The sequence below is a fragment of the Mesorhizobium sp. B2-7-3 genome (assembly GCF_006440715.1).
In the GTDB taxonomy this organism is placed as follows: Bacteria; Pseudomonadota; Alphaproteobacteria; order Rhizobiales; family Rhizobiaceae; genus Mesorhizobium; species Mesorhizobium australicum.
The window spans coordinates 117,728-130,681 of record NZ_VFTY01000001.1 but is presented as its reverse complement, the minus strand read 5'-3'; the positions used below and the strand labels follow the sequence as shown (position 1 = coordinate 130,681).

Here is a 12,954-nt window from a genome sequence, read left to right as displayed (position 1 = left end):
GGCAGCGCCCATCTGCCCGCGTTGATGATTGGCGAAACCAGCGAGGACATCCAATCTCCCCCCTTGCGGGGGAGATGCCCGGCAGGGCAGAGGGGGGTGCCTCGCGCATCCGTTGGTGCATAACAAATGCACTTTGGACCCCACCTTCTCCTCGCAACCCTTGAAGGCCTCGTCACCTCGGCCGTGCTGGCGTTGACGGCGCTGGGCTTGTCGCTGGTGTTCGGCGTCATGCGTGTCGTCAACGTCGCCCATGGCGAGTTCTTCATGCTGGGCGCCGTGCTTGCCTGGGCGATCACATCGGCAATTGGCGGCCATCCGGCTCTTGGCTTCCTGGCGGCGCTGGTGATCGCGCCGCTGATCGTCGGCGCCATCGCGCTGGTCGCCGAACGGCTGGTGCTGAGCCGGCTCAACTACAATCCGGAAGCCACCATCGTCGCCACCATCGGCATGCTCTACATCATCCAGCAGCTGGCGCTGACCTTCTATGGCCCCGAAGCGCGGCCCGTGGAGCCGCCGTTCAGCTATCGCATCCTTCTGCCGTGGTTCGGCTATTCCGGCTACAAGCTGTCTATCATCGCCGCATCCGCTCTTCTGCTGATCGCGACATGGCTGGTGCTGACGCGCACCAGGATCGGCCTCATCATGCGTGCCACGCAGTATGACAGCGAGACGGCGCAGGCCTTCGGCATCCCGGTCGGCCGCGTCTATGGCGGCGTTTTCGCGCTCGGCGCCATGCTGGCGGCGATCGCCGCGGTGCTGATCGTGCCGATCAGCCAGGCGCACTATCTGATGGGGCAGGATCCGCTGCTCTTGTCCTTCATCGTCGTCATCATCGGCGGCCTCGGCTCGTTGCGCGGCACGGTCGTCGCCGCCGTGCTGATCGGCCTCTCCGACGGCATCATTTCGATGTTCTTCTCGCCGACGCTGGCCAAGATCATCGCCACGCTGCTGGTCGCCATGGTGCTGGTGTTCCGGCCGCAAGGCCTGTTCGGGACGGCATCGCGATGAGCGAAGCTTCGCCGGCAAAGGCCTATGCGCTGCATCTCGGCGTGATTGCCCTGCTCTTCATGCTGAGCTTCCTCTTGCCGGACTATTACCACGGCCTGCTCGCCCGCATCATGGTGCTGGCGGTCTTCGCCATGGGCTACAACATGCTGTTCGGCTATGTCGGCCTGCTCAGCCTTGGCCATGCGATGTTCTTCGGCGCCGGGCTTTACGGCGCCGGCCTTGCCGTCATCCAGCTCGGCTGGAGCGTGCCTCTGGCGTTCCTCGCCGGCATTGCCTGCGGCGCGGCGTTGGCGCTGGTGATCGGCCTCCTGGCGCTGCGCACCACGGGCGTGGCCTTCATGATCGTCACCATGATGTTCGCGCAGGTGTTTTATCTGGCCATCCTCTATTTCGCGGCCTGGACCGGCGGCGATCAGGGTCAGGTCGTGCCGCAGCCGGCGCGTGTCCTCAATCTCGGCGCCACCTCGCTCGATCTCACCAACCCGACCGTACGCTACATGACGGCGCTCGGCTTGTTTTCGCTCGTGCTGCTGATCACGCTTGCCGTCGTCCGGTCCAGATACGGTCGCGTGCTGATCGCGATCCGGGAGAATGAGGAACGCACGAAGATGCTGGGCTACGACACCTTCTCCAACAAGCTTGCCGCCATTATCGTCTCCGGCACGATCTGCGCGGCGTCCGGCGCCGCCTACGCGCTGCTGTTCGGCTATGTCGGGTCGAGTTTCGCCTCGGTACAGTATTCGATCCTGCCGCTGCTGTGGGTGCTGCTCGGCGGTGCGGCCACAACGCTTGGACCACTGATCGGCACGCTGTTCATGTACTATGTCATCGACGTCACCAGCGGCTACACGTCGGCCTACCTGCTGATCGTCGGCATGGCACTCATTCTGCTGGTGCTGTTTTTCCCGAAAGGCATTCTCGGCACCATCCGCCGGCGCTGGCTTGGATGGCTGCCATGACGCCGCTGCTGACCACCAAGGGCCTGTCGCGCAGCTTCGGCGGCCTGCGTGCGGTCGACAATGTCGACTTCACCCTGATGCCGGGCGAGATCCGCGCCGTCATCGGTCCGAACGGCGCCGGCAAGACAACCTTCGTCAGTCTGATCAGCGGCCGCATCCAGCCATCTTCGGGAGCGATCGTCTTCGACGGTGCCGACATCACCGGCCTGCCGACCTATGCCAGGGTCCGCAGGGGCATCGCCTACACCTTCCAGATCACCAGCGTCTTTGCCAATCTCAGCGTCTATGACAATGTCGCGCTGCCGGTGCAGCTCACGCTCGGCGATCGCCGCTCGAAGGCTGAGCTGCGTGCCGGCGTCATCTCGGCGCTTGAACGTACAGGGCTGGCCGACCGCATCGATATGCCGGCTGGGCAGTTGTCCTACGGCCATCAACGATTGCTCGAAGTGGCGATGGGCCTGGCGCTGAAACCGCGCCTGCTGATCCTCGACGAGCCGACGCAAGGTCTGGCCGACAGCGAGATCGACAACTTCATCGAACTCGTGCGCGACATCGCCAAGAGCGCCACCGTGCTGCTGATCGAGCACAACATGCCGGTCGTGATGCAGCTTGCCGATCGCATCACCGTCTTCAACGCCGGCAGGATCCTGGCCGAGGGCACGCCCGAGGCGATCCGCGAGAACGCTGCGGTTCAGGAAGCCTATCTGGGAACGGCGCCATGACGGAGGCGAGCACGGTCGAAGCGCTGACGATTTCCGGGCTCGATTGCTTCTATGGCGAGGTCCAGGTGCTCTATGGGCTCGACCTGGTGCTGAACAAGGGCGAGGTGCTGTGCCTGTTCGGCCGCAACGGCGCCGGCAAGACGACGACGCTGAAGGCGATCATGGGCCTGGTTCCCGCGCGTGCCGGCTCGATCAGGCTCGCAGGGCAGGAATTGACCGGCCTGCCGGCCCATGAAGTGCCGAAGGCCGGTGTCGCCTACGTGCCGCAGGGCAGGCGCCTGTTCGCCGAGATGACGGTGGCCGAAAACATCGAGATCGGACTGATGGCGCGCGGCAAGGGCAAGGCGACGCGCGAGAACGTTCTCGACCTCTTCCCGCTGCTGCGCCAGCGGCTACGGCAGCGCTCGGGCACCTTGTCCGGCGGCGAGCAGCAGATGCTGGCCATGGCGCGCGCGCTTTGCCTCGAGCCGCAGGTGCTGTTGCTCGACGAGCCGACCGAAGGGTTGATGCCGTCGATGATCGCCAGGATTCGCGAGACGGTGTCGAAGCTGCGCGAGATGGATGTCTCCACCATCCTGGTCGAGCAGCGGGTCGATGCCGTGCTGTCGGTCGCCGATCGTGTCTGCTTCATCGAAAACGGCCGCAACCGCGAGACGGTCGATGTCGAGGCCCTGCGCGTCGACCCCTCGGCGATCCGGCGCTATGTCGGCGTGGGTTGATCAACCGAAAAACAGAAAACCCGCGACCAAGAAGGTCGGGACCAGCACCAGCCCGGACCACAGCATGTACCCAAAGAAGCCCGGCATCTTGACGCCGCGATGTCTGGCAATCGCATAGACCATGAAGTTGGGTGCGTTGCCGATATAGGTGTTGGCGCCCATGAACACGGCGCCGGCCGAGATCGCGGCAAGCGTCGAGGCGAACTCCGTCATCAGGTGGCGGGGATCGCCGCCCGCCAGCTCAAAAAACACCAGATAGGTCGGTGCATTGTCGAGGAAGGACGACAATGCACCGGTCAGCCAGAAATAGGCGAGGTCGTTGGGCGTGCCTTGCGCCGAGGTGACGAGCGCGACCAGCGGCGCCAGCGCACCGTTGTGGCCGGCCCTCAAAATGGCGACGACCGGGACGATGCAGATGAAGATGCCGGCGAACAGTTTGGCCACTTCCGCGATCGGACCCCAGTTGAAGCCGTTCGCTTCTCGGTGGCTCTTGTAGGAGAGCGGAAGCGATAGCAGGGCCAGCGCGAGGATGATCGCGTCGCGGACCAGGTTCTGCAGTTCGAGACCGACGCCGAACACGGAAAAACTCACGCCCGGCTTCCACGCCGCCGACAGCAGGATGGCCCCGATCACGCCGGCCAGCAGCGGGAGGTTGGCCAGGCCGCGCAGGCGCACCGTCGTATCGGGTGTCGGATCCTTGATCTTCGGTGCGCCGGCCTCGCGCCGGTGCAGGATGAGGTCGATCGCCAGGAACGCCGCCAGCACGACGACGCCAACGAACAGCGTCTCGCGGTAGAGGTTGGTGGTCGTCCAGAAGAAATCGACGCCGAGCAGGAAGCCGACGAACAGCGGGGGGTCGCCGAGCGGCGTCAGCGAACCGCCAATGTTGGACACCAGGAAAATGAAGAAGATGACGACATGGGCATTGAAAGGCCTGTTGTCGTTGGCGCGCAGGATCGGCCTGATCAGGATCATCGAGGCGCCCGTCGTTCCGATCACCGAGGCCAGCAGCGCCCCGACGATCAGCAGCCCGGCATTGACCAGCGGCGTGCCGTGGATGTTGCCGGCAAGCAGGATGCCGCCTGAAATCGTGTAGAGCGCAAACAGCAGGACAATGAACGACATGTATTCCGTCAGCAGCGCGTGCAGCACCGCCTCGGTTGCCGCGGGAGTACCGAAGGCAATCGCGAGCGGCACGATCACCAGCGCCGCCCACAAGGCCGCGATCTTGCCGTAGTGGTGTTCCCAGACATGGTGGAACAGCAGCGGACCGGTCGCGATCGACAACAGCAGCCCGGCAAACGGCAAGGCCCACCACAGCGACATCGCGCCGCCAGGCAGGCCGTGCTCTTCGGCCGCGAAGGCCTGGGCTGGCAACAGCATCGCGACGATGAGCGCGCCGCCCGCCCCGGTCGCTATCGGCAAGTATCCCCTTCTACCCCCCACGAGTCAGCCCGAAGTGTGATCTTCGAGCATCACGCCGGCATCGCGCATCTTCGCCAGCATTGTCTCGAGCGATCCGTTGAGATCGATGCCACGGCAGGCATCGAGCCTGACCGTGGTTCTAAACCCTTGTTTGACCGCGTCCAGCGCTGAGAAGGCGACGCAGAAATCGGTCGCCAGGCCGACCAGGGTCAGTGTGTCGATGCCGCGCTCCCGCAGATAGCCGGCGAGCCCCGTGGGCGTCGCATGATCATTCTCGAAGAAGGCGGAATAGCTGTCGATGGCCGGGCGAAAGCCTTTGCGGATGACGAGTTCGGCCTTGGTCCAGGCAAGTCCGGAATGGAAATCCGAGCCGAGACTGCCCTGGATGCAATGGTCCGGCCAAAGCGTCTGCTGACCATAGGGCATCTCGATCGTCGAATAGGGCTGCGACCCAGGATGGCTGGAGGCGAAGCTGGAATGGCCGGCGGGGTGCCAGTCCTGTGTCAGCACGACATGGTCTGTCCGCCGGATCATGTCATTGACCAGCGGCACGATCTCGTCGCCGCCGGCAACGGCCAGCGCGCCGCCCGGGCAAAAGTCGTTCTGCAGGTCGATGACAACGAGCGCTTCGTCGGCCATGGGCTTCCTTCCTGTCAGGCTGGGGTCGGGCTCCGAACGAGGCACCCGGCGAAAGAAAAAGCCGCTGGCGCGACTGGAGGAGAAACTTGACCAGATGGCGGTCCGCGTCAACCTCCAGCGGCATAACAAATGCGTGGCGATGCCAGCCGGACGGATGCCGGCGCAAACTCTGGCTTTGACAATTTCCGCCGTCTTGATATCATTTGCATACGAATGAATTTGCCGGTCAAAGCCGGTAAAGACTTTCCCTAGGCAAGTGCCTCGGGAGGGCCAGTTTCGGGCAAAGCCCATTTTATCGGGAAGCCCCACCTTATCGGGAAGCCCCACCTTATTGGGAAGGCCCACCTTATTGGGAAGGAAAGCGTGATCCGTTACGCGAAACCCACCACGGTCGACGAGGCGCTCGCGCTGCTTGGCGGGGGCGCTTGGCGTATCCTTGCCGGCGGTACGGATTTCTATCCGGCGCAGGGCAGCAAACCATTTCGTGACAATGTCCTCGACATCAACGGCCTGACAGCGCTGCGCGGTATCGCCGAGACCGGCAGCCACTGGATCATCGGCGCGCGCACGACATGGACCGACATCATCCGCCATCCGTTGCCGCCGGCCTTTGATGCGCTGAAACAGGCCGCGCGGGAAGTGGGTTCACCACAAATCCAGAACGTCGCCTCGGTCGCCGGCAATCTCTGCAACGCCTCGCCGGCCGCCGACGGTGTGCCGGGGCTGCTGGTCCTTGATGCCGAGGTCGAGCTGCGCTCGGCGACGGCGACGCGCCGTCTGCCCTTGTCGGCGTTCATCCTCGGCAACCGCCGTACGGCCTTGCGGCCTGGCGAGATGCTGACGGCCATCCACGTGCCGAAGCCCGCCGGCACATCGGCCTTCGTCAAGCTCGGGGCGCGGCGCTATCTCGTTATTTCCATTGCCATGGTGGCGGTGCGTCTGGTTGCCGAGAATGGCACTGTCGCGCAGGCGGCCGTCGCCGTCGGCTCGTGTTCGGCCGTGGCGAGGCGGCTTGCCGGTGTCGAGGCGGCGCTGCTCGGGCTTCCCCTGGACGCCGGGCTTGTTGCCGCGGTCAGGTCTGCGCCGATGGCTGAGCTGCAGCCGATTGCCGATGTGCGCGGCAGCGCCGAATACAGGCTCGACGCGGTGCGCGAGATCGTTGCGCGCGCCGCGCTTGAGGCCGCGGGCAAGCCCACGGACGACAAGGTGGCCGCATGAGCATGGAACGCGCCGATATCGCCTTCGCGGTCAATGGCGCCGCTGTCTCGGTCAACGTGCCGCCGCTGCGCCGGCTGTCCTCGGTGCTGCGTGACGAATTGCGGCTGACCGGAACAAAGGTCGGCTGCGACGCCGGCGACTGCGGCGCCTGCACGGTGCTGGTCGACGGCGCTCCCGTCTGCGCCTGCCTGATGTCGGCGGCCTCCGCTTCCGGCACTATGGTGACGACGGTCGAGGGCCTCGCCAATGGGCGCCTGTCGGCGCTGCAAGCCTCGTTTCTGGCGCATGGCGCCGCGCAATGCGGCATCTGCACGCCGGCGCTGCTGGTCGCGGGTTCAGCGCTGCTGGACACGAAACCCAGGCCGACCGAGACCGAGGTACAGGATGCGTTGGGCGGCATCCTCTGCCGCTGCACCGGCTACCGCAAGATCATCACCGCGGTGATGGAGGCTTCCCTCCAGACCGCGAGCCTGGACTTCCGTCTGCCTCGGTCCGGCCAGGCCATCGGCGCGTCGCCGGTCAGGCTCGACGGTGTGCCAAAGGTGACCGGTGCCGAGAAATTCGGCGGCGATTCCTTTCCGGCCGATGCGCTTGCGGTGCTGGTGATCCGCTCGCCGCATCATCATGCCGGCTTCGCCTTCGGCGACATCGATGGCTGGGCAAGCAGCCATCCCGGTATCAAGGGTGTTTTCACGGCAGCCGATATCCCGGGAAAAAACTGTTTCGGCGTTATCGGCCCGTTCGCCGACCAGCCGGCGTTGGCCGAGGGCTTTGCCCGGCTTCGCGGCGAGGCTGTCGCGCTGGTCGCCGGCGAACGCGAGGCGATCCTCGATCTCGATCTGTCGGATTTCCCCGTCCGCTGGACCGAACTGCCGCATGTTCTCCAGCCCGGTGATGCGCAGGCCGAAGGTGCGGCGCTGATCCATGAAAACCGCCCGGCCAATTTGCTGACCAAGGGCTTCGTCGAACGCGGCGATCCCGAGTCGGCACTTGCCGATGCGGCGTTCATCGCGAGCGATACGATCGAAACCTCCTATGTCGAGCACGCCTATATCGAGCCGGAAGCCGGCTATGCATATCTCGACGGCGGCACGCTCGTCGTCGTCGCCTGCACGCAGGCGCCTTACATGGATCGCGACGATACGGCGAAAGTGCTCGGCCTTGCCGTCGACAAGGTGCGCATCGTGCCGACCGCGACCGGCGGTGGCTTTGGCTCCAAGCTCGACGTTTCCCTGCAGCCGCTGATCGGCCTTGTCGCGCTGAAGACCGGGCGGCCCGCGGCCCTCGCCTACACCCGCAACGAATCCATGATGTCGACCACCAAGCGCCATCCGGCGCGGATGAAGGCCTCCGTCGGCGCGGATCCCGAGGGCCATGTCACAGGCATGATCTTCGAAGGCGATTTCAACACCGGAGCCTATGCGAGCTGGGGGCCGACGGTCGCCAACCGCGTGCCGGTGCATGCCTCCGGTCCTTATTTCACGCCGAATTACCGCGCCGAGGGCCGCGCCATCCACACAAATGGGCCGATTGCCGGTGCCTTCCGTGGCTTCGGCGTGCCGCAGGCCACGATCATGCAAGAGACGCTCTATGACGAGCTCGCCGGCAAGCTCGGTATCGATCGGCTTGATTTTCGCCTGAAGAATTGTCTTCGGAACGGATCCGAAACGGTTACCGGGCAGGTCCTGGAGTCCGGAGTCGGCATCGCCGAATGCCTCGAAGCGTTGCGACCGCATTGGGCGCGGGCGACAGCCGATGCCGACGCTTTCAACAGCGCCAACCTAGACAGAAAACGCGGCGTCGGCGTCGCTTCGTGCTGGTATGGCTGCGGCAACACCTCGCTACCCAATCCGTCGACCATCCGGGTCGGCATCGCGGCTGACGGCGCGGTCATCCTGCACCAGGGCGCGGTCGATATCGGTCAAGGGTCCAACACCGTCATAACGCAGATCTGCGCCGACGCGCTCGGCCTGCCGCTGGAAAAATTCCGGCTGAAGAGCGCCGATACGGCGATCAGTCCCGATGCTGGCAAGACCTCGGCCTCGCGCCAGACCTTCGTCACCGGCAAGGCGGCCGAGAAGGCAGGACGCGCCCTGCGCGAAAAGATCCTGCGCTTTGCCAATGTCTCGGACAAGGCTTCGCTTGAACTGGATGGCCCGGCGATCGTCATCCGCGAAGGCGAGGCGACACGAAGCATCGATGTTGGCTTACTCGACGTGGATGCGCACGGTTTCGTCTTCCACGCCGAGGAGACATACGACCCGCCGACGCTGCCGCTCGATGCCAAGGGCCAGGGCAAACCCTATGCGGTCTATGGCTATGGCGCGCAGATCGCCGAACTTGAGGTCGACCTCAGGCTCGGCACGGTCACGCTGATCAGGATCATCGCCGCGCACGACGTCGGCAAGGCGATCAACCCGCTGCTGGTCGAGGGCCAGATCGAGGGCGGTATAGCTCAGGGCATCGGCATGGCGCTGATGGAAGAATACATCCCCGGCCGGACCGAGAATTTGCATGACTATCTCATCCCGACCATCGGCGACGTGCCGCCGATCGAGACCATCCTTGTCGAGGTGCCCGATCCCGAAGGGCCGTTCGGCGCCAAGGGCCTGGGCGAGCACGTGCTGATCCCCACGGCGCCGGCGATCCTCAATGCCATTCGTCACGCCACCGGCGTGCTGGTCACCAAAGTGCCGGCAACGCCAAGCCGCATCCTGGCGGCCATCCGCGAGAAGGAGGCACGCGCATGAGCGAGCTTGCCGAGCGTTTCGAAACCCATGATCCCGGCGAGAAGCTGGTGGCGGAGAAGATCCGCTGCGACGCCTGTCCCGTCATGTGCTACATCGCTGACGGACGCACCGGAGCCTGCGACCGCTATGGCAATATCGCGGGCCGCATCGTGCGCGTGGACCCGCTGACCATCCTCGACCATGCGGCCGAGACCGGGGCCGCCATGGTGCCCTTTGTCGCCGAGGGCGAGCAGTGGGATGGCGAACTCATCAACACCGGCCGCCGCTTCGTCACCGCAATCGGCGCCGGCACAACCTATCCCGACTACAAGCCCGCTCCCTTCATCGTCAGCCAGGAAGTGGAAGGCGTCGATCTCGTCACCGTGGTGACCGAAGGCATCTTCTCCTATTGCGGCGTCAAGGTGAAGATCGATACCGACCGTCATATCGGACCCGAAACAGCTGTTGTGCGGGCTGAGGGCGAAGCCATCGGCCATGTCACGACGGGAGAATATGGCTCGCAGATGCTGTCGCTGGGCGGCGTGCATCATCTGACCGGCGGCTCCAAGGCGGAAGGCCGCGCCACCTGCGATGCGCTGCTCAACCTGTGCAACCGCAAACCGGTGGAACTCACCATCGACGGCGGCGCCACGGTCATTGTCGAAGCCGGCAAACCACCCGTCATCGACGGCAAGCAGGAACATCGCATGCGCGTCGGCTGCGGTTCGGCCACCATCGGCATGTTCGCCACGCAATGGCGCGGGCTGGTCGACGAGGTGGTGGTGGTCGACGACCACATTACCGGCGTCGTTTCCGAACACCAGGCCGGCAAGGTGCTGGGCTGGCAGGATACCGGTATCAAGATCGTCGGCCGCCGCTCGACACCGGGCCGCTATTTCAAGGTCTCCGAGCCCGGCCTCGGCTGGGGAGGCACCAGCATTTCAGATCCGCTGTCGATCCTCGGCGAATGGAACGCCAAGAAGGGCGCGCGGCCGGGCTTGTCGCTGCTGATGGTTTCGACCACCGGCGAGCAGTTCGCCTATTACGAGCTCGACGACGACTTGAAACCGGTCGAAAAACCGTTTCCGGAGCGGCTGCAAAAATCGGTCAACCTGATCGAGGACAATTGCGAGCCGGCTTTGTGCACCGTGCTGTTCATCGGCGGCGCCGGCGGGTCACTGCGTGCCGGCGTCACCGAAAACCCGGTCAATCTCACCCGTTCCGTGCAAGGCCTGAAAACCTACGTCACCGTCGGCGGCGCGCCGGTCTATGTCTGGCCGGGTGGCGGCATCACGCTGATGGTCGATGTCACCAGGGTTCCGCCAGGCGCCTTCGGCTATGTGCCGACGCCGGCGCTCGTGGCGCCGATCGAGTTCACGCTGCGCCGCGACGACTATGTCAGGCTTGGCGGCTACGAGGCCGAAATCCGCAGCGTCGCGGATATTGTCGCCAAGGGCGGGGAGTACCTCAATCCCCGGCGCGGCACGGGTGCCCTGGCCAGCAATCCATGGCCGCCGCTGGCGCAGTTGCGCCGCGCGGGCTCGGATGGGGCCGGCTGATGGAGGGCCCGCAAGCGCATTGGCTGCAGGATGGCAAGCGGCTGCATCTCAACCATGGGCCGATCGACCTGATCGTCGAGGCCTTTGGCGAGGCTGACGAGTGTCGCGCCGCCTATGCCCAAGCCGTCGCGCGCTTCCAGACGATCCTGATCGAGTTGGTCGAGGAGCTTCCCGAACTGCGCCTCCCGGCATTTTTCTTGGCGCCGCGAACCTTCACCGGCCCGACGGCGCGCCGCATGGAAGCAGCCGTCATGCCCCTGGCGGAATGCTTCATCACGCCGATGGCCGCCGTCGCCGGATCGGTAGCCGACGAAATGCTTGCCGCGTTGCTTGCCGGCCGCAAGCTCGACCGCGCCTATGTCAACAATGGCGGCGACAGTGCCCTCCATCTCGACAAGGCCACGTCGATTGGCTTGGTGGTCGCCGGCACCGGCAACGGCATGGCCGACCGGATCACGATCCGCGCGCAAGATGGGGTGCGTGGTGTCGCAACCAGCGGCTGGCGTGGCCGCTCCTTCTCGCTTGGCATTGCCGATGCCGTCACCGTGCTCGCGCGCACCGGCGCCGAGGCAGATGCGGCGGCGACGCTTATCGCCAACGCCGTCGACCTGCCCGGCAATCCCGCCATCAGGCGCACTCCCGCAAGCGACCTGTCGCCCGACAGCGATCTTGGCGCACGGCTGGTGACACAAGGCGTCGGCACGCTTGCCTCTGGCGAGGTGGCGCGGGCGCTGGACAATGGCCTCGCCGTCGCCGAAGATTTTCGCCGGCGCGGCCTGATTGCCGCATCGGCGCTGTTTCTCGGCGGGGAGGCCCGCATCAGTGGCTCCGTTGCACTCGGCCCGCCCAACAAGCATGAACCGGAGGAAGTTGCCCATGCCTGAGTTTCCGATCCGCAAGATCGCGGTGCTGAGCGAAGAGATTTTTCACGACGGTGGGCCTGTCACTGACGTGCCGCGCCGGCGTGCCGCCGCCATGGCGGTGGTCAAGAACCCTTTCGCCGGGCGCTATGTCGAGGAGCTGCAGAGCGCCATGGACGATCTGAAGCCGCTCGGCCTGCTTCTTGCCGACCGGCTGATCGCGGCGCTCGGCGGCGACGTGAAACAGATCGACGGCTACGGCAAGGGCGCCATTGTCGGCAGCGCAGGCGAGCTGGAACACGGCGCGTTGTGGCATGTACCCGGCGGTTACGCGATGCGCGAGCGGCTGGGCGATGCCAAGGCGATCGTGCCCTCGGCCAAAAAGGTCGGCGCCTTCGGATCAAAGCTCGACGTACCGCTCGGCCACATCAACGCCGCCTATGTGCGCAGCCATTTCGACGCCATGGAGGTCGGCATCAGCGACGGCCCGCGTCCTGACGAGATACTGTTCTGCCTCGCCATGACCTGTGGCCCGCGCATCCACAACCGCATGGGTGGCCTCGCTGCGGATGACATAAAAGCCTGGGACGGGCTGCGGTGAGCGGCGAGGACAACCTGCTCAAGCTGGTCGAGACCGAAGAGGCCGACGATCACGACTACCTCCTGCAGGAACAGGTCGGCTTCATCCTGCGCAAGGCGCACCAGCGCCATGTCTCGATCTTCGCCGCCCGTATCGCCGATCTGACGCCGCCGCAATTCGCCGCACTGGCCAAGCTGCGCGATGTCGGCGAGACCTCGCAGAACCAGCTTGGCACGTTGATCGCCATGGATGCCGCGACGGTGAAGGGCGTCATCGACCGGCTGAAGGCGCGTGGCCTGGTCGAGCTGTCCCGGCATGAGGTCGACAAAAGGCGCCTGCTGGTCAATCTGACGGCCGAGGGTCGCGACGCGATCGAGCGGCTGATCCCGCTTGCCCGGGAAATCACACAGGAAACGCTGGCGCCGCTCACGAACAAGGAAATCGCCACCTTCATGAAGCTGCTGGCGAAGCTGGCGTAGAGCGGCGGCGGCGAGATCCTTTCCTCTCCCCCGATCGACGGGGGAGAGGAAGGTGCC

At 65.2% G+C, this 12,954-nt stretch carries 12 protein-coding genes; 10 read left to right on the top strand and 2 right to left on the bottom strand.

What is annotated here, in order from left to right:
• Positions 1 to 126: 126 nt before the first annotated feature.
• The 4 genes from FJW04_RS00660 to FJW04_RS00645 are packed head-to-tail and all read left to right on the top strand — an operon-like array spanning position 127 to position 3,408.
• A complete protein-coding gene (locus FJW04_RS00660; RefSeq protein WP_140615272.1) occupies positions 127 to 1,008 on the top strand; it encodes a branched-chain amino acid ABC transporter permease in 882 nt (293 codons plus the stop codon).
• Positions 1,005 to 1,967, top strand: coding sequence for a branched-chain amino acid ABC transporter permease (locus tag FJW04_RS00655; protein WP_140711747.1), 963 nt, complete (start codon positions 1,005 to 1,007; stop codon positions 1,965 to 1,967). Before FJW04_RS00660 ends, FJW04_RS00655 begins: the two co-directional genes overlap by 4 nt.
• Entirely contained in the window at positions 1,964 to 2,689 is a 726-nt protein-coding gene (locus FJW04_RS00650; RefSeq protein WP_140711745.1) for an ABC transporter ATP-binding protein, read from the top strand. The genes FJW04_RS00655 and FJW04_RS00650 overlap by 4 nt, the downstream gene beginning before the upstream one ends.
• Positions 2,686 to 3,408 carry an ABC transporter ATP-binding protein gene (locus FJW04_RS00645; RefSeq protein WP_140711743.1) on the top strand — a complete coding sequence of 241 codons (723 nt, stop codon included), beginning with the start codon at positions 2,686 to 2,688 and terminating at the stop codon, positions 3,406 to 3,408. Before FJW04_RS00650 ends, FJW04_RS00645 begins: the two co-directional genes overlap by 4 nt.
• Here the strand turns inward: FJW04_RS00645 and FJW04_RS00640 are convergent, their stop codons facing one another.
• Both FJW04_RS00640 and pncA read right to left on the bottom strand, forming a co-directional pair.
• Positions 3,409 to 4,791 (bottom strand): sodium:proton antiporter, encoded by a 1,383-nt coding sequence (locus FJW04_RS00640; RefSeq protein WP_181172869.1) that lies wholly within the window; start codon positions 4,789 to 4,791, stop codon positions 3,409 to 3,411.
• 66 nt (positions 4,792 to 4,857) lie between these two features.
• The gene (pncA, locus tag FJW04_RS00635) at positions 4,858 to 5,472 is read right to left on the bottom strand and encodes a bifunctional nicotinamidase/pyrazinamidase (protein ID WP_140711739.1); all 615 of its coding nucleotides are present in this window, start codon (positions 5,470 to 5,472) and stop codon (positions 4,858 to 4,860) included.
• A 363-nt stretch (positions 5,473 to 5,835) separates the two neighbouring features.
• Here pncA and FJW04_RS00630 point away from each other — a divergent pair, with 363 nt between their 5' ends.
• The 6 genes from FJW04_RS00630 to FJW04_RS00605 are packed head-to-tail and all read left to right on the top strand — an operon-like array spanning position 5,836 to position 12,897.
• Positions 5,836 to 6,690 carry a xanthine dehydrogenase family protein subunit M gene (locus FJW04_RS00630; RefSeq protein WP_015314461.1) on the top strand — a complete coding sequence of 285 codons (855 nt, stop codon included), beginning with the start codon at positions 5,836 to 5,838 and terminating at the stop codon, positions 6,688 to 6,690.
• The gene (locus FJW04_RS00625) at positions 6,687 to 9,440 is read left to right on the top strand and encodes a molybdopterin-dependent oxidoreductase (protein ID WP_140711737.1); all 2,754 of its coding nucleotides are present in this window, start codon (positions 6,687 to 6,689) and stop codon (positions 9,438 to 9,440) included. The genes FJW04_RS00630 and FJW04_RS00625 overlap by 4 nt, the downstream gene beginning before the upstream one ends.
• The gene (locus FJW04_RS00620; protein ID WP_140711735.1) at positions 9,437 to 10,978 is read left to right on the top strand and encodes a 6-hydroxynicotinate reductase; all 1,542 of its coding nucleotides are present in this window, start codon (positions 9,437 to 9,439) and stop codon (positions 10,976 to 10,978) included. The genes FJW04_RS00625 and FJW04_RS00620 overlap by 4 nt, the downstream gene beginning before the upstream one ends.
• The gene (locus FJW04_RS00615) at positions 10,978 to 11,862 is read left to right on the top strand and encodes a UPF0280 family protein (protein WP_140711733.1); all 885 of its coding nucleotides are present in this window, start codon (positions 10,978 to 10,980) and stop codon (positions 11,860 to 11,862) included. Before FJW04_RS00620 ends, FJW04_RS00615 begins: the two co-directional genes overlap by 1 nt.
• The gene (locus tag FJW04_RS00610) at positions 11,855 to 12,439 is read left to right on the top strand and encodes an amino acid synthesis family protein (protein WP_015314457.1); all 585 of its coding nucleotides are present in this window, start codon (positions 11,855 to 11,857) and stop codon (positions 12,437 to 12,439) included. The genes FJW04_RS00615 and FJW04_RS00610 overlap by 8 nt, the downstream gene beginning before the upstream one ends.
• Positions 12,436 to 12,897, top strand: a complete 462-nt coding sequence (locus FJW04_RS00605) for a MarR family transcriptional regulator (protein WP_140660160.1) — start codon at positions 12,436 to 12,438, stop codon at positions 12,895 to 12,897. Before FJW04_RS00610 ends, FJW04_RS00605 begins: the two co-directional genes overlap by 4 nt.
• The last annotated feature ends 57 nt before the right edge of the window (positions 12,898 to 12,954 follow it).

Excerpts from the sequence above, each read along its gene's own strand:
- FJW04_RS00645 (WP_140711743.1), top strand. The coding sequence starts at position 2,686 with ATGACGGAGGCGAGCACGGTCGAAGCGCTGACGATTTCCGGGCTCGAT.
- FJW04_RS00610 (WP_015314457.1), top strand. The coding sequence starts at position 11,855 with ATGCCTGAGTTTCCGATCCGCAAGATCGCGGTGCTGAGCGAAGAGATT.
- pncA (WP_140711739.1), bottom strand. The coding sequence starts at position 5,472 with ATGGCCGACGAAGCGCTCGTTGTCATCGACCTGCAGAACGACTTTTGC.
- FJW04_RS00620 (WP_140711735.1), top strand. The coding sequence starts at position 9,437 with ATGAGCGAGCTTGCCGAGCGTTTCGAAACCCATGATCCCGGCGAGAAG.
- FJW04_RS00625 (WP_140711737.1), top strand. The coding sequence starts at position 6,687 with ATGAGCATGGAACGCGCCGATATCGCCTTCGCGGTCAATGGCGCCGCT.
- FJW04_RS00660 (WP_140615272.1), top strand. The coding sequence starts at position 127 with ATGCACTTTGGACCCCACCTTCTCCTCGCAACCCTTGAAGGCCTCGTC.
- FJW04_RS00615 (WP_140711733.1), top strand. The coding sequence starts at position 10,978 with ATGGAGGGCCCGCAAGCGCATTGGCTGCAGGATGGCAAGCGGCTGCAT.
- FJW04_RS00655 (WP_140711747.1), top strand. The coding sequence starts at position 1,005 with ATGAGCGAAGCTTCGCCGGCAAAGGCCTATGCGCTGCATCTCGGCGTG.
- FJW04_RS00640 (WP_181172869.1), bottom strand. The coding sequence starts at position 4,791 with ATGCTGTTGCCAGCCCAGGCCTTCGCGGCCGAAGAGCACGGCCTGCCT.
- FJW04_RS00650 (WP_140711745.1), top strand. The coding sequence starts at position 1,964 with ATGACGCCGCTGCTGACCACCAAGGGCCTGTCGCGCAGCTTCGGCGGC.